The 20592-nt window shown below is 57.8% G+C and carries 19 protein-coding genes; 10 read left to right on the top strand and 9 right to left on the bottom strand.

What is annotated here, in order from left to right; all coding sequences use genetic code 11:
- Positions 1–2 precede the first annotated feature (2 nt).
- Positions 3–1319: an MlaD family protein gene (locus ACR0IP_RS13195; RefSeq protein WP_170378326.1), complete on the top strand. Its 1317-nt coding sequence runs from the start codon at positions 3–5 to the stop codon at positions 1317–1319.
- Positions 1316–1972, top strand: a complete 657-nt coding sequence (locus tag ACR0IP_RS13190; protein WP_170378328.1) for an ABC-type transport auxiliary lipoprotein family protein — start codon at positions 1316–1318, stop codon at positions 1970–1972. The genes ACR0IP_RS13195 and ACR0IP_RS13190 overlap by 4 nt, the downstream gene beginning before the upstream one ends.
- A 3-nt stretch (positions 1973–1975) precedes the next feature.
- Here the strand turns inward: ACR0IP_RS13190 and ACR0IP_RS13185 are convergent, their stop codons facing one another.
- Positions 1976–3556 (bottom strand): FMN-binding glutamate synthase family protein, encoded by a 1581-nt coding sequence (locus ACR0IP_RS13185; RefSeq protein ID WP_480526007.1) that lies wholly within the window; start codon positions 3554–3556, stop codon positions 1976–1978.
- A 266-nt stretch (positions 3557–3822) separates the two neighbouring features.
- Between ACR0IP_RS13185 and ACR0IP_RS13180 the strand changes: the two genes are divergently transcribed.
- Positions 3823–4191: a FluC/FEX family fluoride channel gene (locus tag ACR0IP_RS13180; RefSeq protein WP_170378332.1), complete on the top strand. Its 369-nt coding sequence runs from the start codon at positions 3823–3825 to the stop codon at positions 4189–4191.
- Positions 4188–4550, top strand: a complete 363-nt coding sequence (gene crcB, locus ACR0IP_RS13175) for a fluoride efflux transporter CrcB (protein ID WP_170378334.1) — start codon at positions 4188–4190, stop codon at positions 4548–4550. The genes ACR0IP_RS13180 and crcB overlap by 4 nt, the downstream gene beginning before the upstream one ends.
- Before the next feature lie 8 nt (positions 4551–4558).
- Here the strand turns inward: crcB and ACR0IP_RS13170 are convergent, their stop codons facing one another.
- Genes ACR0IP_RS13170 through ACR0IP_RS13155 form a run of 4 tightly spaced genes read right to left on the bottom strand, consistent with a single transcriptional unit; the run spans position 4559 to position 8553 of the window.
- A complete protein-coding gene (locus ACR0IP_RS13170; RefSeq protein ID WP_480526005.1) occupies positions 4559–4885 on the bottom strand; it encodes a cytochrome o ubiquinol oxidase subunit IV in 327 nt (108 codons plus the stop codon).
- Positions 4878–5510 (bottom strand): cytochrome c oxidase subunit 3, encoded by a 633-nt coding sequence (locus tag ACR0IP_RS13165; RefSeq protein ID WP_170378336.1) that lies wholly within the window; start codon positions 5508–5510, stop codon positions 4878–4880. Before ACR0IP_RS13165 ends, ACR0IP_RS13170 begins: the two co-directional genes overlap by 8 nt.
- Positions 5507–7594, bottom strand: coding sequence for a cbb3-type cytochrome c oxidase subunit I (locus ACR0IP_RS13160; protein WP_480526003.1), 2088 nt, complete (start codon positions 7592–7594; stop codon positions 5507–5509). Before ACR0IP_RS13160 ends, ACR0IP_RS13165 begins: the two co-directional genes overlap by 4 nt.
- Positions 7591–8553, bottom strand: a complete 963-nt coding sequence (locus ACR0IP_RS13155) for a cytochrome ubiquinol oxidase subunit II family protein (protein WP_480526001.1) — start codon at positions 8551–8553, stop codon at positions 7591–7593. The genes ACR0IP_RS13160 and ACR0IP_RS13155 overlap by 4 nt, the downstream gene beginning before the upstream one ends.
- Before the next feature lie 152 nt (positions 8554–8705).
- Between ACR0IP_RS13155 and ACR0IP_RS13150 the strand changes: the two genes are divergently transcribed.
- The 4 genes from ACR0IP_RS13150 to ACR0IP_RS13135 all read left to right on the top strand — a co-directional run bounded on the left by ACR0IP_RS13150 (position 8706) and on the right by ACR0IP_RS13135 (position 13932).
- Positions 8706–9941 carry a lytic murein transglycosylase gene (locus ACR0IP_RS13150; RefSeq protein ID WP_170643339.1) on the top strand — a complete coding sequence of 412 codons (1236 nt, stop codon included), beginning with the start codon at positions 8706–8708 and terminating at the stop codon, positions 9939–9941.
- A 404-nt stretch (positions 9942–10345) separates the two neighbouring features.
- Positions 10346–11239 carry a UTP--glucose-1-phosphate uridylyltransferase GalU gene (galU, locus tag ACR0IP_RS13145; protein WP_170643338.1) on the top strand — a complete coding sequence of 298 codons (894 nt, stop codon included), beginning with the start codon at positions 10346–10348 and terminating at the stop codon, positions 11237–11239.
- Between the two features lie 40 nt (positions 11240–11279).
- Positions 11280–12710 (top strand): mannose-1-phosphate guanylyltransferase/mannose-6-phosphate isomerase, encoded by a 1431-nt coding sequence (locus ACR0IP_RS13140; RefSeq protein ID WP_480525998.1) that lies wholly within the window; start codon positions 11280–11282, stop codon positions 12708–12710.
- 151 nt (positions 12711–12861) lie between these two features.
- A complete protein-coding gene (locus ACR0IP_RS13135; protein ID WP_480525996.1) occupies positions 12862–13932 on the top strand; it encodes a DUF2793 domain-containing protein in 1071 nt (356 codons plus the stop codon).
- Between the two features lie 32 nt (positions 13933–13964).
- Here the strand turns inward: ACR0IP_RS13135 and fcl are convergent, their stop codons facing one another.
- Both fcl and gmd read right to left on the bottom strand, forming a co-directional pair.
- Positions 13965–14942 carry a GDP-L-fucose synthase gene (gene fcl, locus ACR0IP_RS13130; protein WP_480525994.1) on the bottom strand — a complete coding sequence of 326 codons (978 nt, stop codon included), beginning with the start codon at positions 14940–14942 and terminating at the stop codon, positions 13965–13967.
- A 10-nt stretch (positions 14943–14952) separates the two neighbouring features.
- Positions 14953–16077, bottom strand: a complete 1125-nt coding sequence (gene gmd, locus ACR0IP_RS13125) for a GDP-mannose 4,6-dehydratase (protein ID WP_480525992.1) — start codon at positions 16075–16077, stop codon at positions 14953–14955.
- Positions 16078–16234: 157 nt separating this feature from the next.
- On the opposite strand from gmd, the gene ACR0IP_RS13120 reads away from it, so the two are divergent.
- Positions 16235–17539: a UDP-glucose dehydrogenase family protein gene (locus tag ACR0IP_RS13120; RefSeq protein WP_170378353.1), complete on the top strand. Its 1305-nt coding sequence runs from the start codon at positions 16235–16237 to the stop codon at positions 17537–17539.
- A 9-nt stretch (positions 17540–17548) separates the two neighbouring features.
- Here ACR0IP_RS13120 and ACR0IP_RS13115 read toward each other — a convergent pair whose 3' ends face one another.
- Positions 17549–18409 carry a phytanoyl-CoA dioxygenase family protein gene (locus ACR0IP_RS13115; RefSeq protein WP_480525990.1) on the bottom strand — a complete coding sequence of 287 codons (861 nt, stop codon included), beginning with the start codon at positions 18407–18409 and terminating at the stop codon, positions 17549–17551.
- Positions 18410–18512: 103 nt separating this feature from the next.
- On the opposite strand from ACR0IP_RS13115, the gene ACR0IP_RS13110 reads away from it, so the two are divergent.
- Positions 18513–19403 carry a LysR family transcriptional regulator gene (locus tag ACR0IP_RS13110; RefSeq protein WP_480525988.1) on the top strand — a complete coding sequence of 297 codons (891 nt, stop codon included), beginning with the start codon at positions 18513–18515 and terminating at the stop codon, positions 19401–19403.
- Here ACR0IP_RS13110 and ACR0IP_RS13105 read toward each other — a convergent pair.
- Positions 19376–20455 carry a helix-turn-helix domain-containing protein gene (locus ACR0IP_RS13105; protein WP_480525987.1) on the bottom strand — a complete coding sequence of 360 codons (1080 nt, stop codon included), beginning with the start codon at positions 20453–20455 and terminating at the stop codon, positions 19376–19378. The genes ACR0IP_RS13110 and ACR0IP_RS13105 overlap by 28 nt on opposite strands.
- Between the last annotated feature and the right edge of the window lie 137 nt (positions 20456–20592).

The raw sequence follows: 20592 nt of genomic DNA, 5'->3' as shown, positions 1-20592 counted from the left end.
CGATGGAAACCCGAGCGAACTATATTCTAATCGGCGCATTTACCCTTGCAGCACTATTAGGGGCTTTTGGCTTTTTCCTATGGCTCGCCAAGTTCGAGGTGACCCGCCAATACGCCTACTACGACGTGTTGTTCGACAACGTTTCTGGCCTGTCGGCCGCTGGCGGGGTGAGTTTTAACGGCCTTCCTGTCGGTCAGGTGATCTCATTAAATCTGGATGATGACGACCCCTCGAAAGTGCGGGTGAGGATTGAGGTCGATGCGGATATCCCCGTCACAGAAGACACGATCGCCCAATTGCAATCGCTTGGTGTAACCGGCGTTGGCTATGTCGAACTGACCGGAGGATCAACCACCGCCGCCCGCCTGCCGCAAAACAGCGTGATTAAAAGCAAACGCAGTACGATTCAATCTCTGTTCGAAGGCGCGCCTAAGGTGCTCGATGAAGCGATCACTTTATTGCAGGAGCTGAACTCGGTCGTCGATGAAAAGAACCGCAAGGCCGTCTCGGATATTCTCGAAAACCTAGCCTCCGCCACCGGGCGTTTGGACAAGACCATGTCGGATTTTGAAACCGTTTCCGGCAATATCGGCGATGCGGCCAAGGATATCGGTGAGTTCACCAAACGTCTCGACCCGCTGATCGCTGCGGCTGAAACCACGCTTCAGACCGGAAACGAGACGCTGCAATCGGTCAAAACAGCAGCGGACTCGGCGACAGGCGCGTTGGATGAAGCCAAAACAACCCTGACAACGGCAAACAGCGTCATGGCCGAAGACATCAAGCCCTTTATTCAGCGCGGCTCGGAACTGGCCGAGAACCTGACGCGGTTGTCGAATGAGGCCAGTGTCTCGCTAGGAGTGATCACCGAAACTGTGGCGAATGCCAACACCACGCTGGCGTCAATCACCACCGCGATGGACTCGACCAAGGGCGTATTGGCCTCGGCCGAGCGTGCCTTTGACACAGCAAACCGGGTGATAGACGAAGACGTGGCTCCTGTGGCTGAAGACATCCGCAAAGCAGCCAATCAGGTGACCGAGACCGTCTCAAACATCACCAATAAAATCGACGAGATCTCGGACGATGTCCTCAGCGCCTCGAACTCAGCGAAGGAGCTGCTGGGAACGGTCGACAAGATCGTACAAGACAACAGCCGGCAAGTGTCGAACTTCCTACGCGTTGGCCTGCCTCAATTCGTCCGTTTTGTCGAAGAGGCGCAGCGGCTGGTCATTTCCCTCGACCGCTTGGCTGACAGAATAGAACGCGACCCGGCACGGTTCCTGCTGGGCACCCAAGCATCGGAGTTCCGTCAATGATTAGGACCCTGTTTCTGACCCTGTCTTTGACGTTGCTGGGGGCCTGCGCCGGTCTTGGTACGCTGCGACAGGCCTCAAAACCAAACAACCTTTATCTGCTTACGCCCAAAAGCACGTTTTCTTCTTCGCTGCCCCGGGTCCAAAAGCAGATCGTTGTGCAAGAGCCGACGGCGACGGCCGCTGTCAACACCGACCAGATCGCCATTCAGCCCACTGCGCTTCAAGTGCAATACCTGCCGCAAGCGCGCTGGGTCGATCGCGCGCCGCTGATCGTGCAGGCGCTGATGGTCGAGAGCTTTGAGAACTCAGGCAAGGTTGCTGCGGTGGGTCGATCTACGGTCGGACTGCGCGCGGACTATGTTATTCAACCGGACTTGCGTGAATTTCAGGGTCTTGTCGTATCGGAAACTGAGGATTCCACGTCTGTAAGGGTCGAGGTGCGGATGAACATCAAGATCATCGACGAGTTCGAAGACAAAATCATCGCCTCAAGCTCATTCCGCGAATATGTCGTCTCGGCCAGCGATCAAACCCCTGATCTGGTAGAGGCTTTCGACATCGCGCTCGGCAAGACCATGCGCGATGCCGTGGAGTGGAGCGTGCGTAAAATCCACTCGCATGCGGCCAACAATCCCCGACCGTCGTTGCAATAGACCCTAGAAATGCTGGGCTGACGCACGGTTCCAATCGTCGGCAAATTCGGCGGGAATAGCGTCCGACAGCAGTGCGCCTTCTTCAAGGATTGTGTGCATTTGCGCGTAGGAATGCTCCCGCTCGTCGGCGGTCCGGCGCAGGATGTCACGTGGGTGAAGCTCGGCCACCGTTGATTTCCCCATCGCGCCTAACAACTCGCGAAAGCTCTCCAAGGTGGCATCGTGGTAGCGATGTACTCGCTTGCGCTTTTGCGGCACGTTTACCGCCCTTCCCCTAACCGGGTCTTGGGTCGCCACGCCGGATGGGCAGCGGTTGGTGTTGCAATGCAGCGCCTGAATGCAACCGACCGCAAACATCATGGCACGCGCGGCGTTGCAGATATCGGCCCCCAGAGCAAATTTTTCGACCAGATCATAGCCCGTGGCCACTTTGCCTGAACAGATGATGCGGATTTTGTCGCGCAGGCCCACACCCTTCAGGCAGTTGTTCACGAAAATCAACGCCTCGTTCAGTGGCATGCCAAGGCGGTTCGTGAACTCGACCGGAGCAGCCCCCGTGCCCCCTTCGGAGCCGTCAATGGTGATGAAATCGGGCAGGATTCCGGTCTCCAACATTGCCTTGCAGATTGCCATGAATTCGGACGGGTTGCCGATGCACAGCTTGAAGCCGACCGGTTTTCCGCCAGACATCTCGCGCAGATGCTGGACGAATTCGAGCAGCTCGGTCGGGCCGTCAAAAGCCGAATGAACCGGCGGAGAAATGACGTCCTGATGCTCTGGCACGCCTCGGATCTCAGCAATCTCTTTGTCGACCTTGGCCGCGGGCAGTACCCCGCCATGCGAGGGTTTAGCCCCCTGAGACAGCTTGATCTCGATCGCTTTGACCACGTCCTTCGTGGCCTTTTCTGCAAATTTATCCTTGTCGAACCCGCCGTCGGGGGTCCGACACCCGAAGTAGCCGGTGCCAATCTGCCAGACAATGTCACCGCCTTCGGCCAGATGGTGCGGAGACAACCCGCCCTCACCGGTGTTGTGGGCGAAACCGCCATCTTTTGCCCCACCATTCAAAGCCCGAATGGCGTTGGCGCTAAGCGCCCCGAAACTCATAGCCGAGACATTCAGGCGCGACGCGCTGTAGGGTTTTTCACATTGCGGCCCGCCCAGCATGATACGTTCTTCGCTTTCATCCACGTGCTTGGGGGCCAGCGAATGATTGGCACGGTGATAGCCCACGGTCGTGATGTCGTATTGCGTGCCAAAGGCCTGCGTATCGACCTGACCCTTGGCTCGGGAATAGATCAGGCTGCGCACGATCCGGTTGTAGGGACGACCGCTTTCGTTTGTTTCCACGAAATACTGACGGATTTCGGGACTGACGAACTCCAACATATACCGGAAATGGCCCAGCACGGGGTAGTTGTTAAGCACGTTATGTTTGGTGGTCAGAATGTCGTACATTCCGATCACCGCGTAGGGGATCAGAATGATCAGGAGCCAATGCACCGGGTGCCAGACAAAGCCCAAAAGCAGAACCAGAGGCAAACAGACGAAGCTGAGGAAATAATAAAGCCTGCGTACAACCATTCCTGATCTCCTTGGGTGGGTCGTTTTGGAGTGCGGCGTAAAATCCATTCAGATCAAAAACCGAAAATGCTAAATCAAAGTGAAACAGCTTGGCTTTTGATTGCAAGCCCTCAGACAGTTTGCAATCAAAGGAGACGCGTTTGTGAAATCGCGTTACGAGTTTGATCGATCTGATGTTTTAAGGCGCGACGCCTGACAGGCTGGCATTAAGGGCAGGCAGAGTGAACACGCACAACTCTCAATCAGGCAAACAAGGTCGCGCCCTGATGTTTCTTGCCGTTTTTGTCGGCGGCGCACTGGGTTCTCTAGTGCGGGAGTTTTTTTCAGTAGAAATCCCGAGCGCTTCGGTCCTGACTGCAACGTTCGGGATCAACGTTTTCGCCTGTTTCGCCCTTGGCTGGCTGTATTCCATTCGCCATCGGGTTCACGCGCACGTTTTGCACCTCGGAGCTGTCGGGTTTTGTGGTGGCCTGTCCACGTTCTCTTCATTCGTGGCCGAGCTTGAACGGTTGGCTGCAAACACGCTTGGGGCGGCAATGACGGCGGCCGGGTTGGAAATCGCCGTTGGCCTGGGTGCCGCAATCGCCGGTGAGGCCCTCGGGCGGCGTTTTCATGCAGGTCGGGGGTCCGCATGACGAATCTGTACCTGCATGCTCTGTTTGGCCTAGGCGGTGGTTTGGGTGCTGTGCTTCGACATTGGGTGGCGCTGCGGATCACGCATGACCTCCCTCTCTCAACCTTGATAGTGAATGTGCTTGGCAGCCTGTTGCTTGGGCTGTGGCTGGGCTATCTGGGAGGCCCAGTCGACATGGGCGAGGAGGAAAAGCGATTGGTATTCGGCTTTTGCGGCGGGTTTACCACTTTTTCCAGCTTCGCCTATCAATCGCTAGAGCTGCGACGCAAGCAAACTCTGGCTCTGGCGGCAGGCAATATCGTCGTCAGCCTTGTGATGTGTTGGGGCGCGTTGTGGTTGGGTCTCGTTATAACACGCTGACGTACCGGCTACATTGCGTGCAAGTGCATTCGAACCGCAAGGTTGCCCAAAATCCAGACCGTTCCGAGAATGATGATCAACAGAACAAGGGTCGAAAACAGGATCAGATCCAGATCCTCGCGGCTGCTGCGACGACGATCTATGTGCAGGAAATAGACCAGTTGAAAGATCAGCTGCGCCAAACCCAACAGACCGATGGTCAAATACACTCCAGTCGTTTCAATACCAAACACTTGCGCAACGCCAAACATCGCAAGCGTCAAAAGCAGTGAGCCTCCGTAGCCGATGACATAGCGCCGTCGCTCGCGCCGGTGCATCTCGGAGCGTTTATCCATAGGTCAGACCTCCGAAATAGACGATTGTGATGATGCCAATCCAGATCAGGTCGAGAAAGTGCCAGAACAATGCAAGGCGCACGACGCGTGAGATGACCAGATCGGTCATTCCCATGAAGCGCAGTTGAATACCTAAAACAATCAACCAAACACAGCCTGCCGCCACGTGCAGCCCGTGCAACGGTACAAGCCCGTAGAAGGCCGATAAAAAGCCGCTGCGCTGCGGGATACCGCCCTTCTCGACCATTGCCATGAAGTCTCGTATCTCAAGAACAAGGAAGCTGATGCCCAAGAACAGCGTTACTCCGAACCACAGAATGATCTTTGACCTTGGCAGGTTGTATTTCAGAGCCAGCATGGCCAACCCGACTGTCAAGCTGCTGGTCAACAGGATCATGGTTTGCGCGAAGATACTTTTGAGGTCGAACAGCTCGTGCGGACCGGGACCACCCGCCTGCGCGTCGATCATCGTGATGTAGATCGCGAACATCAGGCCGAAATAGACCAGATCGCTCATCAGGAAGACCCAGAAACCGAAGGTGACGACTTCGGACGCTTTGTGGGCACTGGCGTGGCGTTCACCGAGGTTGATGCCGGGATAGCTATGAGTTGGGGCGCGTTTCATGTCACCACCTCCATGTCGGGTCGGGCAAGACCTCGGTTTTCCGTCGCCGTCTCGTGGTCCCGATCCACGGCGGTTTCGCTGTGAACCAATGCAAGCCAGGCTTCGTGTTCCTTGCGGACCTCCTCGGCGGGGATGGTGATTTCGGTGCTGGTGTCGAAGGTCCAGATGATGAAGGCCAGGATCATCGCAACCGTCATCAGCGCTGCTAGCCACCAGATCCACCAGACCAGCGCAAACATCCAGATACCGCTGGTCACGCAGAGGATGAACCCGATCCCGGTATTGCGCGGCATATCGATATCCTCATAGGCGTCAGGGGTGGGATAGGCCGCGCCGCGTTCTTTGGCGTTGGCGAAGTCATCCCGCGCGGTTACTTGCGGGATGATGGCAAAGTTGTAGGGCGGTGGCGGTGAAGGGATCGACCACTCCAACGAGCGGCCATCCCAAGGGTCGCCCACAGGAACGCGGGTTTTTTCGCGGTCGCGGATGCTGACCCAAAGCTGGACCAGAACCGATAGCAGCGCGGCTGTGATGACCAACGCTCCGACCACCGCGACGATCATATAAGGGTGAAAGCTCGGGTCTTCCCAACTGAACGATCGGCGTGGCATGCCCATTAGGCCGACAAAGTAGAGCGGCAGGAAGGTCAGCATGAACCCAATAGTCCAGAGCGCAACCGTCACCCTGCCCCACCCTTCATTTAGGCGAAACCCAATCGCCTTCGGGAACCAGTAGTTGTAGGCCGCCAGCAAGCCAAACAGCACGCCTGGCAACAGTACATTGTGGAAATGCGCTACCAAAAACAGGGTGTTGTGGACCTGATAGTCAACGGTTGGATTGGCCAGGATCACTCCGCTAAGGCCGCCAATGACAAACAGCATTAGAAAAGCCAGCCCATAGAGCATTGGGACCGAAAACCGGATACGGCCCCGCCAGAGAGTTGCCATCCAGTCATAGACTTTCACGCCGGTGGGAATGGCAATCAGCATAGTCGCGATGCCGAACACGGCGTTGATCAGCGCGCTTTGGCCCATTGTGAAGAAGTGGTGTAGCCAGACGGTGAAGGACAGGACCGCGATGGACATCGTGGCAATCACCAGCGAGGTATAACCATAAATACGCTTTGCCGAGAAGGTCGCAAAGACCTCGGAATAGATGCCATAGGCGGGCAGTACGAGCAGGTAGACCTCGGGGTGGCCGAACAGCCAGAACAGGTTGGCGTAGTTCATCATGTTGCCGCCGAGGTCGTTGGTGAAGAAATGAAAATCCAGATAGCGATCAGCGGCTAGCAATAAGGCCGCGACCCCGAGCGGCGGCATCGCAAAGACGATGAGGATTGAGCTGCAGATGATCGTCCAGCAATACATCGGCAGCCGCATGAACGTCATACCCGGTGCGCGCAGCTTGTAGATCGTGACGGCAAAGTTGATCCCGGTCAGTGTCGTTCCGATTCCCGAAACGACTATTGCCCAGATCCAGTAATCGGGCCCCACACCAGGGTTGAACGCAGCCCCGGTATAGGGCGGATAAGCGGTCCATCCCCCGGTCGAGAACTCTCCGACCACCAGAGAAACCATCAGCATCATGCCCGCCGAAACCATCAGCCCTAGGCTGATCTGGTTCATCACTGGAAAGGCGACGTCCCGCGCGCCGATCATCAGTGGAATGACGTAGTTCGCGATGCCAAAGACAAAGGGCACAGCGACAAAGAAAATCATGATCGTGCCGTGGGTGCTGAAGAGTTCGGCAAAATGCTCGGCCTCAAGGAAACCGTCGCCCGGCCCGGCCGCCTGCTGGGCGCGCATGACAACGCCTTCCAGCACACCGCGGGCCAGCATGACGATGGCAAAGACGATGTACATGATGCCGATTTTCTTGTGATCGGCACTGGTCAGCCAGTCGCGCCACAGCGGCCCCCACAGCCGAAACCAGGACAGCAGAAAGACAACGGCAGCCGCTCCGACTATGACTACGGCGGCGGCGGCATTGGCGACGATCTCATTTGCGTTGGGGTTCTGGATCAGTCCGGCAATGGGAAACGCGTCCCAACTGAGGCGGCCGAAGAAACCGGTGTCTGATGTCATTGGCCGACCCCCTGCCCATATGATGTCGTGCCCGGTTGCTGATCGTGCGGCAGGGCTTGGCCAGAGTGATAGCGATGCAAGATCGACTGAAACAAATCGACGTCATCCAAGCGGAAATACAAGGCGTTTTCAGGCATATCTGAGGTTCCGAGGGCCTGCTGCACCTCATCCCGGTCCGAGCGCATGGCGACAGTCTTATACGTCGCGTCATCCAACACGATGCCGTTCCGGCGCACAGTTTCGACCCATGTGTCAAAATCCTCTGCCGACAGGGCAAGCGTTTCGAACTTCTGTTTCGTGAAACCGCGCCCATTGTATTGCGTATTCTCGCCCTGCATCTGTTCGGGTTGATCTGCGACTAAATGCAGCTGAGTGGTCATGCCCGGCATCGCGTAAATCTGCCCGGCCAAGGCAGGGATCATAAAAGACTGCATTACCGTGTCCGTCGTCAGAGTCAGAGCGATTTGCTGTTTGACGGGAATTCCCATCTCACCCACGGTCGCGATCCCCAGATCGGGATAGATAAACAACCACTTCCAATCGAGACCAACGACCTGAACCTGAACGGCAGGTTCATCCCCAAAGGGTGCCGCGTAAGGGTCCAGGCGATGGGTTGCTTTCCATAAGTAGATCGACAAAATCGTGACGATCACCACAGGAACGCCCCACATCACCATCTCGAGCCGGGGCGAGAAGTCCCAATCTGGCCTATAGGCAGCTGTACCGCCCTTCCGACGACGATATCGCAGCGCAATAAGCGGAACCAGAACAAGAACAGGCACAACAGCGATCAAAATCAACCAAGTTGCCCGCAAAAGATGTGCCTTCTGCACCGCCGCGATCGGCCCCTGAGGGTCCATGAAGCTGTCACTGGCGCCTGCGGTCCGGGCCGATGACACCACCACCACAAGGGCCATCAGCATCGCCGCCGATATGAGGGCCGTTCTGACCTTGGTCATAGGCGACTGTCCTCTTTCGCATCCGTTTCAGTGCAACTATCGACAAAGGCAAGAGATTTCTCAAGGCTTTTGATCGCAGCCTTCAAGCTGGCGCCAATGGTGCTCTGGTTTCGGTTGACTTGCAGGCATCGTCGGGACACAGCTTGGCTAAGATGCGTATTCTCATTTTGATTTTTTGCCTTGCCGTCCAACCCCTGGCGGCCAACGCGCAAGATCGCGCCAAGGTTGAGCGCCAGTTTCAAAACTGGTTGCAGGAAACGGTGTGGCCGCAAGCCCGTGCCAAAGGCGTTTCGCGCCAGACCATGACACAGGCTCTGTCCGGCGTGACATTGAAATGGGACCTTCCCGATCTGGTGCCGCCGGGCAGCCCGCCGCAGTCATCAAAGCCACAATCCCAGGCCGAATTCGGAGCACCGGCGCGCTATTTCAAAGCAGGCTCTTTGCAGGGCGCGACTGCTCAGGGGCGCAAAATGGCCAAACGGCACGCCGCGGTGCTTGCCCGTGTCGAGGCCGAAACCGGCGTTCCAGCCCGCATCATCCTCGGCATCTGGGGACGTGAAAGCGGCTATGGTCAAGTGGCGATCCCTCACAACGCGTTTCAGGTCCTCGCGACAAAGGGATTCATGAGCTCCCGCTCGCAATATTTCACAGCCGAGTTGCTGGCCGCCTTGCAAATCGCAGAAGCAGGGCATTTGAACGGTCGTGAGATGAAAAGCAGCTGGGCCGGAGCGCTGGGGCAGCCGCAGTTCATGCCCTCGAGTTTTCTGACCTACGCCGTGGACGGAGATGGCGATTCCAGCGCAGATATCTGGCAATCCGAAGAGGACACGATCGCCTCGATCGCCAACTACTTGTCGAAGCATGGCTGGATTTCGGGCCGTGATTGGGGATTTGAGGTTTTTGTGCCTGATACAGTCAGCTGTGCATTGGAGGGTCCTGATCAGGGTCGCAAGATCGAGGAATGGACCTCGATGGGGATCACGCGCGCTTCGGGCCGTCCATTTCCAGCGCATGAACTGCCTGCCCAAGGGTTCCTAATGATGCCCGCAGGTCGAACCGGACCGGCGTTTTTGGTGACCGAGAATTTCTATGTCCTGAAAGAATACAACAAGAGCGATCTATACGCCCTGTTCGTGGGTCATGTCGGGGATCGGATTGCATTCGGTGTCGGAGACTTCACGGCGCGCTGGGGTCGGGTTGACACACTATACCGATCAGAAATTGCAGCGATGCAAAGAGGGTTGGAACACCTTGGCCATGATGTCGGCGGTGCAGATGGGCTGCCAGGTTTCAAAACGCGGCGCTCAATCGGGCGCTGGCAGAAAACGCAAGGTCGGGCCGAGACGTGTTTCCCTAACAATGCGCTTGTCTCTGAACTTGGGCAGTAACCATCCTCAGTCTAAGTCAACAATGTTTATTGTTCATCACTATCGTTGCTTTTTTAAGGTCAATTGACAGGCTTGCCCAAATTGGCTTGATGCACGGTCTTTCCATTGTCCGGACGTATCGCACAGGCTTGGCGCGGCTGTTTAGAATCAACCCGTTATGGATACATCGCCAAGAACGCGATACTGGAGCGCTTCAACGAAGCGACCTCGCGGCTTGAGATGCCAGCCCAAGCAACCAGAAACTGGCAACATAACTGTCTTTTGACTTGCGGTTCCCGCCATGGCACGATCTGACCGATTTAAGCTCAGGCCCTTCGGGTAATATTGAATGATCTGGCCCCAAAGCCTAAGAGGAATAACCCGATTGGTTTCGACCACGAGGGGCAACTAGATTGAGAGGCACTATGACACGCAAGGTCACCAAGGCGATTTTCCCCGTAGCAGGACTTGGAACACGCTTTTTGCCCGCGACGAAATCCGTCCCGAAAGAGATCATGACGCTGGTTGACCGCCCTCTGGTCCAGTACGCCATCGACGAGGCCCGCGCTGCTGGGATCACCGAGTTCATATTTGTCACGTCGCGCGGAAAATCCGCGCTTGAGGATTATTTCGACCATAACCTTGTTCTGGAACAAGAGCTTAAAGCCAAAGGCAAGGACAAGCTGCTGGATACGCTCAATGCGACAAACATGGAAAGCGGCGCCATCGCCTATATCCGCCAGCACAAGGCGCTTGGGCTTGGCCACGCTGTCTGGTGCGCGCGCCGCCTGATCGGGGATGAGCCTTTCGCCGTCATGCTGCCCGATGACGTTATCGCCGCCGACAAGCCCTGTTTGCAGCAGATGATCGAAGCGTATGAAGAAACCGGCGGCAATATGGTTGCCGCGATGGAGGTTCCGCCCGAACAGACCAGCTCCTACGGGGTGTTGGATGTGGGCGACAATGTGGGCACGGTCGTGCGTACGCGCGGCATGGTCGAAAAACCCAAGCCCGAGGATGCGCCCTCAAACCTCGCCGTAATCGGACGCTATGTGCTTGGGCCGTCAGTTCTGTATAATTTGAACCAAAAGAAGAAGGGCAGCGGCGGAGAGATACAGCTGACCGACGCCATCGCCGAAGATATCCGCAACGGTGTTCCTGTCTTTGGGTACAAATTTGACGGTCAACGCTTTGATTGCGGATCTAAAGCTGGGTTCCTGCAAGCAACCGTCGCATTTGCCTTGGCCCGCGATGATCTGCGCGATGACCTGAGCGCGTATCTGCACGACCTTGTCTCGGCTGAGAAAGCCGCCCAGTAAACGGGCGATAAGACACACAAATGAAAGACGCTGCGCGATCATGACAACCGTATATCCAGTAATTCTATGCGGGGGGTCTGGAACCCGTTTGTGGCCGCTCTCCCGGAAAAGCTATCCCAAGCAGTTTGTACCCTTACTGGGCGAAAACAGCCTATTGCAGGATTGCGCCCTCAGAATGCGTGGGCCTGAAGCTGCGCCTTACGCCAAACCTGTCATCCTCACGAATGAGGCGTTTCGCTTCGTTGTGCCAGAGCAATTGACCGAGATCGGCATAGACCCTGGCCCGGTTCTGATCGAACCCGAAGGACGCAACACCGCGCCCGCCGTTCTGGCCGCAGCCTTGTTCCTGAATGAAATCGACCCGGATGCGGTTATGTTGGTGGCCCCCTCTGACCACGTCGTCCCCGATTCCAGCGCCTTTCACGACGCAGTCATCGAAGGTTTACGCGCGATTGCCGAGCGTGGTGATCTGCTGACCTTCGGCATCACTCCGGATCAGCCGGAAACCGGCTATGGCTACCTGAAACTGAGCCAAACGCCCGAAACCCGCGCGGTCCCTCTGGATCGGTTCGTTGAAAAGCCCGATCTCGAAACTGCCCAATCCATGCTGGCCGATGGCAGCTATCTGTGGAACTCGGGCATCTTTCTGTTTGCCGTTCGCGACATCATCGCAGCATTCGAACAGCACGCTCCTGCCCTGATGAGCCCTGTCAAAAACGCTGTCGAAAACGCCAAAAGTGACCTTGGTTTCCTCAGACTGGATGCCGAGGCATGGTCTCAGGTCGAAGATATCTCGATCGACTATGCCGTGATGGAGAAAGCGGACAACCTGAGCGTCGTGCCCTATGCGGCCGGGTGGTCGGATGTTGGCAGTTGGTCCGCGGTGCAAGAGTTGACCCATCCCGACGCAGATGGCGTCGCTACCTCGGGTGAGGTCACGGCGATTGACTGTCAAAACGTGCTGGTCCGCTCGGAATCTCCGGCGCAGGAAGTTGTTGCGCTGGGTCTGCAAGACGTGATCGCCGTCGCCATGCCCGACGCAGTTCTGGTCGCAAGCATGGACAAGGCGCAGGATGTCAAAAAGGCCGTGACCGCGCTGAAGGCCAAAGGTGCGAAACAAGCCGAATCCCTGCCCGTGGACCATCGCCCTTGGGGCTGGTTCGAAAGCCTCGTGATCGGCGACCGGTTTCAGGTCAAGCGCATCCACGTCCACCCCGGCGCGGCGCTTAGCCTGCAGTCGCATCACCACCGGTCGGAGCACTGGATCGTGGTGGAAGGCACTGCCAAGGTCACAATCGACGAGGAAGAGCGTCTGGTTTCTGAAAATCAGTCTGTCTACATTCCTTTGGGTGCGGTCCATCGGATGGAAAACCCCGGCAAGGTGCCCATGGTGCTGATCGAGGTCCAGACAGGCACGTATCTGGGTGAGGATGACATCATCCGCTATGAGGACATATATTCACGCAGTTAAACTGTTTGAATTCAGTTTCTTGCACGAGATTCAGGTGAAAAGGTAAACAGAAACACCTCCGTGCGTTCGCTTCGGTCAGACAAAATTCACGCGTCATACGGCAGGGTGGCGCGCAATGAAATGTCGGACCGACAGCCACAGGAGGACGCCCGTGTCTCAAACCTCACCCCGATTGAACCTGCCGTTTCTGCAGCCGTCTCAGGCTCAGAAACATGTCACCCATAACGAGGCCCTGCGCCAGTTGGACCTCGTGGTTCAGCTGAGCGTTGTGTCGACCAGCAGCACAAATCCACCCGCCGCCCCGGAACAGGGTGAGATTCATGGGCTGGGCGCGAACCCGACCGGAGATTGGGACGGTCATGCGGGTGAATTGGCTGCCTGGATTGATACTGCTTGGCATTTCCTGACCCCGCAGACAGGCTGGCGCGCCTGGGATCAAGCCGACGGACATATGAAACTGTGGGATGGCAGCGGGTGGGTTAACCCTCCGGTCGAGACGTCTAACTTGCCCGGTGTGGGTGTGGCGACAGGCTATGACAGCACCAACCGCCTATCCGTTCGTGGCCCCGCAACGCTGCTGAGCCATGAGGGCGGAGGCCACCAGCTAAAGATCAACAAATCCGGCTCTGGCGAGACAGCATCCTTGCTGTTTCAATCCAACTGGACGGGTCATGCCGAGATGGGGCTGTCGGGTAGCACCGGGTTCTCGATCAAAGTGTCACCGGACGGTGGCAGTTGGACAGATGCTCTGCGCCTTGATCCCGCCACGGGGATTGCCAGCGGCGGCGCCGTTCAGAACAGCCCTACGGATACCACGGTCGGGCGCTTGATGCGGGTTGACTATGGGTACGGGCCCGGCAATCTGCTGGGGTCGGTGACTGAAAACGCAGGCGCTCCGACAGGTGCAGTGATCGAGCGCGGCAGCACCGCAACGGGCGACTATGTCCGTTTCGCCGATGGCACTCAGATTTGTACCGCAACCCTGACCGCCACAGGTTGCACCAACGGTGACGGCGCGCTGTTTGCCAGCAATACCGAGACGTGGACTTTCCCGGTCGCTTTTGCAGCGCCCCCATCTGTCAGCGGCAGCGGAGGCAGCGCGGGACGGTTCGTCGGGGCCGATGAACCTTCGACCAGCCAGGTCGTTTGCAAGGTTCTTTCTACGACATCAGATGCAACAGCCCGCGCTCCGTCTCTGACCGCGATTGGGCGTTGGTTCTGAGGTAATTGGCCCGGACCTTGGGGTTCGGGCCTCTATTTCGCGCGAAGATCGCCCTCAGACTGTTCAAGAAACCAGGCGTAGGTTTCGCGAATACCGTCCTCAAGCTCGATCGAAGCCGTCCATCCCATATCCGCCAGACGTGACACATCCATCAACTTGCGCAGGGTCCCGTCGGGTTTTGAGGTATCCTGCGTGATCCGCCCCTTGAAGCCCGTGACCTGCGCAACCAGTGCCGCAAGCTCGGCAATCGAGATGTCAGACCCGCACCCGACGTTGATATGGCTGAGCATCGGCTGCGTGTTCGCCTCGTAGACGTCACGCGGAAGGTCCAGCACGAATAGAGACGCCTCGGCCATGTCATCCACGTGCAGGAATTCACGGCGGGGTTTGCCGGTACCCCAGATCACAACCTCATCTACTCCGTCCCTCTGCGCTTCGTGGAAACGGCGGATCAGGGCGGGCAGCACATGGCTGTTTTCGGGGTGGAAATTGTCGCCCGGCCCATAGAGATTGGTCGGCATGACCGAGCGATAGTCCACCCCATGCTGTCGGTTGTAGCTTTCGCACAGCTTGATCCCGGCGATCTTGGCCACCGCGTAAGGTTCGTTGGTGGGTTCCAGAATGCCCGTCAGCAGGGCGTCTTCACGCATCGGTTGTTGCGCCGCGCGCGGGTAGATACACGAGCTGCCAAGCTGGAGCAGGTGTTTGACTCCGGCCTCAAACGCCTGATGGATCACGTTGCATTCGATCATCAGGTTTTTGTAAATGAAATCAGCAGGGTAGGTATTGTTGGCATTGATGCCACCGACCTTGGCCGCAGCCAGTACAACCATATCGGGCTTCTCGGCCTGCATGAAGGCGCGCACCGCAGCTTGATCGGTCAAGTCCAGTTCGGAATGCGTGCGGGTAATCAGGTTCAGGGCTTCTCCAGCCGCCTTCCGGTCCTGCAATTTGCGCAGAATACCGCCGCCAACCATACCGCTATGCCCTGCTACGTAGATTTTACGCATGATTGGTTCCTCAGCCGTTTTCCAAGCTCACGGGCATCTCATAGCCGTGTTGCTTGAGCAATGCATGGCGCTGCGCTGTTTTGAGATCCTCGCGCACCATCTCAGCGCACATGTCCTGTACCGTCAACTCGGGCACCCAGTCCAGTTTCTGCTTGGCTTTGGACGGATCACCCAGCAGGGTTTCCACCTCAGCCGGACGGAAGTAGCGGGGGTTGATCCGCATCACCACATCCCCGGGCTTCAGCGCCGGAGCACTGTCGCCTTCGACCGCCTTGACGGTTGCAATCTCATCTACGCCTTCGCCGGTGAATTCCAGCGTCACGCCCAGTTCGGCGGCGGACCATTCGATGAACTGGCGCACGGAGTATTGCACCCCAGTCGCAATCACGAAGTCCTCGGGCGCGTCCTGCTGCAGCATCAGCCACTGCATGCGGACATAATCCTTTGCATGTCCCCAGTCCCGCAGGCTGTCGATATTGCCCATATGCAGGCAGTCTTCGAGGCCCTGAGCGATATTCGCCAGACCGCGTGTGATCTTACGGGTCACGAAGGTCTCACCCCGGCGCGGGCTTTCGTGGTTGAACAGGATGCCGTTGCAGGCATACATCCCATAGGCCTCACGATAGTTGACGGTGATCCAATAGGAATAGAGCTTGGCCACAGCATAGGGCGAGCGCGGGTGGAACGGCGTGGTCTCACGCTGGGGCGTTTCCTGCACCAGCCCATAAAGCTCGGACGTGGAGGCCTGATAGAAGCGGCACTTCTCCTCCAGCCCCAGAAACCGGATCGCCTCGAGCAGGCGCAGCGTCCCAATCGCATCCACATCCGCCGTGTATTCGGGGGATTCGAAGCTGACCGCCACATGCGATTGGGCCCCGAGGTTATAGACCTCATCAGGCTGAACCTGCTGGACAATACGCGTCAGGTTGGACGTGTCGCTCAGATCGCCATAGTGCAGATGCAGCTTGGGGTTCGGCTCGTGCGGGTCTTGATAGATATGGTCGATCCGCTGCGTGTTGAACGACGAGGCACGCCGCTTGATTCCATGCACCTCATAGCCTTTTTCCAACAGAAACTCGGCCAGATACGATCCGTCCTGACCGGTAATGCCGGTGATCAATGCCGTTTTGGTCATAACTGTGTCTCGTTTCCACAAATGCGTCTGTTTGACGTCTCAAAAACAGCAAGAGCGTATGGAATGCAACCCAAGGCGACAATCTGGCATTGCACCTGACCACGATTTCTTTGATTGTGCAGGCGCATTTCGGCCGAGACAAAAAAGGAATTCGAGCTTGCGTATTGCGATGATCGGCACCGGCTATGTGGGTTTGGTGTCAGGAGTGTGTTTTTCGGATTTCGGCCATGATGTGATCTGCGTCGACAAGTCCGAGCATAAAATCCAGTTACTGCAAACCGGTGAAGTTCCAATTTATGAGCCGGGGCTGGATACCCTCATGGCCAAGAATGTGGCCGCCGGGCGGCTGAGCTTTACGACGAACTTGCAAGACGCCGTAGACGGAGCGGATGCGGTTTTCATCGCCGTCGGCACACCGACGCGACGCGGGGACGGGCACGCGGATCTGACCTATGTGATGGCTGCAGCCGAAGAGATCGCCAATGCGCTGACCGACTATGCGGTGATCGTGACAAAATCTACGGTGCCCGTCGGCACCAACCGCAAGGTGCAGCAGGTCGTCACTGCCGCGAATCCGAATGCGCAGTTCGATGTGGCCTCGAACCCGGAATTCCTGCGTGAAGGGGCCGCGATCGACGATTTCATGCGCCCTGACCGGGTTGTGGTCGGCGTGGAAAACGACCGCGCTGCCGAGGTGATGGCCGAGATCTACCGCCCGCTTTATCTGCGAGACTTTCCGATCCTGACCACCGATCTGGAAAGCGCCGAGATGATCAAATACGCCGCCAACGCGTTCCTCGCGACCAAGATCACCTTCATCAACGAGATTGCCGGCCTCTGCGAGAAAGTGGGCGCCGACGTCAAGGAGGTTTCGCGCGGGATCGGGTTGGATGGTCGGATCGGAAACAAATTCCTGCATGCCGGCCCCGGCTATGGCGGTTCGTGCTTTCCGAAGGACACAGCAGCGCTGGCCCGGATCGGGCAGGAACACGCGCATCCAATGCAGATCACCGAGACCGTGATCCGCGTTAATGACGGTGTAAAAAAGCGAATGATCGACAAGATCCGCGACGCTTGCGACGACAGTTTCAACCGCAAGACCGTGACGGTGCTGGGGGTGACTTTCAAACCCAACACCGACGATATGCGCGACGCCCCGTCCCTGACCATCATTCCGGCCCTGATCGGCGGTGGGGCCAAAGTACGCGTGGTCGACCCGCAAGGCCGTGCTGAGGGCGAGGCGCTGCTGCCCGGCGTGGATTGGTGTGACGACCCATACGCGGCGGCCAAGGATGCGGACGTCGTTGTTCTTCTGACCGAATGGAACGAGTTCCGTGCCTTGAACCTAAGCGAACTTGGTGGAGCGATGAAGACGCCGCGCATGGTGGATCTGCGCAACGTCTATTCTCAGGACAGTGTCGAAAAAGCGGGTTTTGAAACCTATGTGGGGGTCGGGCGTTAACCGCCCACCTCAACCTGCATAGAGCGGAACCGACGCGTCTGCCCCTTCGGCCAGTGCTTTGCTCTGATCCCGCCGCACTTGCTCATACGTTGCTAATGCATCGGATGAAAACAATTCTGTAGGTGCTTGAACCGGCACGAAATTGCTGTGTTTGTCCGAGCCTCTCGCCAGCAGCGCATAGTCCCGGTCCGCCACCAGCTGTTCTGCTCCGGGACTGAGATAGCGGATAGCCAACCCGATCCGCCGGTCCTCGGACTGGTTCGGCCCCGAACCGTGGATCGTCAGCCCGTGATGCAGCGACATCTGACCTGGCGCGAGTTCTATATGGGTCTTGTCCGTCTCGGCAACTTCGACGGCCACCTCTTGCCCGCGGGACAACAGGTTCGTTTCAGAATATGTATCGTTATGCGGCAAGATCGGGTTCTTGTGGCTGGCGCGCACGAAATCCATACACCCGCTGCGCTCTGTCGCGGGGGACAGAGCAATCCAGGCCGTGACCTGATCCGGTGTTTCCCCCATGCCCCAATAGGTGAGGTCCTGATGCATACCAACCGTTTGCACTGTGTTGGCCTCCTTGATGAAAAACTCGGCCGACCAGATCATGATATCAGGACCCAGAACGCCCTCGACCACATCCAGAACGCGAGGATCCTGCGCGATCCGCGCCGCCAGTGGCATGACCAGATGTGCATTGACCCGCTTATAGGTGTTCAAAGGCAAGGGCAGATCCGCATCCAGCCAGTTGCTCTCAATCTGTTCCAGCTCGGCCCGGAAACCGGCGGCCTCGGATTCAGAAAAGACGGAGAGGGGAAAAAGATAGCCATCCTCCCAATACTGGTCGGATTGTTGCTGCGTTAACGTCGTCGCCATTGGGTCACCTATTTGCCGTGTGCGCAAAGGGTATCCGCGAGCGGACACGGGTCAAAACCAAACCTCTTGCCTGTCAGGATAAGTCTAGCTTAGCCTGCGCTACATGTTGCCTCGCATCCCATCCCTCAACTGGCTACGCGTGTTCGAAGCAGCCGCACGCACGGAAAGCTTTTCCCGCGCAGCATCGCAGCTGAACATGTCGCCAGCCGCCGTCAGCCAACAGGTAAAGGCGCTTGAGACCCGGCTGGGCACGCCTCTGTTTCACCGCCATGCCCATGCAGTCACGCTGACGGAAGCAGGACGTGCCTATCTGCCCTCAGTCCAGCAATCGCTGCTGATGCTGGAAACAGCCACCACCGGGTTGTTCGGTGAGACGCGGGAACAGAGGCTATACGTTCAGTCGGTTTTGTTGTTTGCCCATGGTGTTTTAGCTAAAGGCCTCCCCGCGTTTCAGACCGCGCAGCCTCAGATCAGTCTTTCGCTGACCACCGGCAATGCGAATTCGGATTTCATCAATCAGTTCACAGATCTACAGATCGTGTTTGGCAATCCCGCGCTGTTTGGCACTGAAGGAGATGAACTGTTGCACGAGGTTCTGTTTCCCGTCGCTCCGCCTGAGGTTGCTGCACGGATCCGTACCCCGCAGGACCTACTGCAATTCACCCTGATCGAAGTATCAACCCACCGTGCCAGCTGGCTCTATTGGTTCGAAGCGCTGCGTCTGCCGGCAGGGCAGGCCCGGTTCTTCTTTGCTGACAACTCGATCATGGCGGCCGAGCTGTCCGCCAGCGGGCTTGGGGTCGCACTGGCCCGCGCGCCCGCATCCGACCGTATTATGGAGGGCTCAGGACTGGTGCCTTGCCTACCCGACCTGCAGGTCAGCGGGCAAGAGGCCTATCACCTGATCTATCCCTCTCGTACAGATTTGCGCCGGCCGGCCCGCCTGTTTCGCGACTGGCTGCTGGACTACAGCGCCGCCGTCCAAACGCGGTAACGCCCCTGACCGGTGACTTCGCGGACCAAACCGCGGCGGGTAAAGCGATCGATGTTGCGCTGTACTGCAGCGCGCGAGGCCTGGGTCAGTTCTTCGGCAAGCGGGGCGGATACCATGGGCCAGGCCCGCAGAGCGTCAATCAGCAAAGGCGGCGTTCGACCGCTGAGGTCGGTTGTTGCCTCCTTCGCCCGCGCCTCCCACGCATTGATCCGGTCCAGATGCAATAAAGCCGCGAGCGCAGCCTGTCCGGCCCCCCGAATCCAGGCAGACAGTTTTTCCTGGGGTGTCCCAACACCACGCAGCGCGCCCGGCCCGGACAGGGCTAACGGCATGAAAAGCGCCCCGCCCCGCCCCATCGAAGCCGCATGCCGCGCGGCAATGACAGCCGCTTCCGTATCCTGACCGGGGCCTTGAGAGACAGCACGCCATGCATGAAAGGCAATCGCGGCTTGCGTGACGGGGTGCAGCTCCTCGACACTGCGCATCACGTCCGAGAGGTCTGCAATGGCCTCCGGCACCTCTTCGATCCCTTGTGCCATCCGGTCCAGAAAGGCGGTCAACCCGGCCTCCCACCCGCCATGTGAAGGGGCCGCGCCGGATGATAGGCGACGCACCGCCCACCCTGCCCGATAGAGGGACTGCACATCATCACCGGTCGCGCCGATCCGCAGACTTGTCCAAAGCGCCAAGCGTTCGACACTGATCCGGTCACCCGTCCACCAACCCAGATCGGATACATCCATCAAGGCCAGACGGTGGGTCCACCCTTCGGGCCCCGCCCGCAGTCGCTCATCCAGCGCGCCAAAGGTGACGGCCAGATCGGCAAGCTCAGACGACAACCCGGATTGCGTGGCCTGCCACTCTCTTGGATCGAACAGCTGCCGTTGATCTGCCCGAGGGCCAGGGGTCAGGAAATCATCCTGTGGCGCGTCTTCCTCTGGCGGGAGAAACCACAGATCATCCTCATCCTCCGGGTCGCCATCATAGATGCTGCGCGGCCCGAGATCCTCGGCCTCATCATCAGGGTCGGATGTGACAGGTTTGGGCTTCATACCCGCATTCTTCGGCTATTTCCGACCACTCACAAGGGGTTTTCCATTTGGATCACCAGCTTTCCCAACTTGCATTGGAAATTCTGCTCAAAAGACCGGGCATCCAAGCCCGATCGCTGATCTAAACGTTAGGGCAG

It is taken from the genome of Ruegeria sp. AL11, from assembly GCF_056540865.1.
The sequence above is the reverse complement of the archived record's forward strand: the minus strand, read 5'-3'. Positions and strand labels throughout refer to the sequence as shown.

What these genes read in the sequence shown, in the direction of transcription:
- ACR0IP_RS13165 (WP_170378336.1), bottom strand. Translation starts at nt 5,510, where the DNA reads ATGAAACGCGCCCCAACTCATAGCTATCCCGGCATCAACCTCGGTGAA.
- ACR0IP_RS13190 (WP_170378328.1), top strand. Translation starts at nt 1,316, where the DNA reads ATGATTAGGACCCTGTTTCTGACCCTGTCTTTGACGTTGCTGGGGGCC.
- galU (WP_170643338.1), top strand. Translation starts at nt 10,346, where the DNA reads ATGACACGCAAGGTCACCAAGGCGATTTTCCCCGTAGCAGGACTTGGA.
- ACR0IP_RS13195 (WP_170378326.1), top strand. Translation starts at nt 3, where the DNA reads ATGGAAACCCGAGCGAACTATATTCTAATCGGCGCATTTACCCTTGCA.
- gmd (WP_480525992.1), bottom strand. Translation starts at nt 16,077, where the DNA reads ATGACCAAAACGGCATTGATCACCGGCATTACCGGTCAGGACGGATCG.
- ACR0IP_RS13160 (WP_480526003.1), bottom strand. Translation starts at nt 7,594, where the DNA reads ATGACATCAGACACCGGTTTCTTCGGCCGCCTCAGTTGGGACGCGTTT.
- ACR0IP_RS13180 (WP_170378332.1), top strand. Translation starts at nt 3,823, where the DNA reads ATGTTTCTTGCCGTTTTTGTCGGCGGCGCACTGGGTTCTCTAGTGCGG.
- ACR0IP_RS13185 (WP_480526007.1), bottom strand. Translation starts at nt 3,556, where the DNA reads ATGGTTGTACGCAGGCTTTATTATTTCCTCAGCTTCGTCTGTTTGCCT.
- ACR0IP_RS13170 (WP_480526005.1), bottom strand. Translation starts at nt 4,885, where the DNA reads ATGGATAAACGCTCCGAGATGCACCGGCGCGAGCGACGGCGCTATGTC.
- ACR0IP_RS13140 (WP_480525998.1), top strand. Translation starts at nt 11,280, where the DNA reads ATGACAACCGTATATCCAGTAATTCTATGCGGGGGGTCTGGAACCCGT.
- ACR0IP_RS13105 (WP_480525987.1), bottom strand. Translation starts at nt 20,455, where the DNA reads ATGAAGCCCAAACCTGTCACATCCGACCCTGATGATGAGGCCGAGGAT.
- ACR0IP_RS13150 (WP_170643339.1), top strand. Translation starts at nt 8,706, where the DNA reads ATGCGTATTCTCATTTTGATTTTTTGCCTTGCCGTCCAACCCCTGGCG.
- ACR0IP_RS13115 (WP_480525990.1), bottom strand. Translation starts at nt 18,409, where the DNA reads ATGGCGACGACGTTAACGCAGCAACAATCCGACCAGTATTGGGAGGAT.
- fcl (WP_480525994.1), bottom strand. Translation starts at nt 14,942, where the DNA reads ATGCGTAAAATCTACGTAGCAGGGCATAGCGGTATGGTTGGCGGCGGT.
- crcB (WP_170378334.1), top strand. Translation starts at nt 4,188, where the DNA reads ATGACGAATCTGTACCTGCATGCTCTGTTTGGCCTAGGCGGTGGTTTG.
- ACR0IP_RS13110 (WP_480525988.1), top strand. Translation starts at nt 18,513, where the DNA reads ATGTTGCCTCGCATCCCATCCCTCAACTGGCTACGCGTGTTCGAAGCA.
- ACR0IP_RS13155 (WP_480526001.1), bottom strand. Translation starts at nt 8,553, where the DNA reads ATGACCAAGGTCAGAACGGCCCTCATATCGGCGGCGATGCTGATGGCC.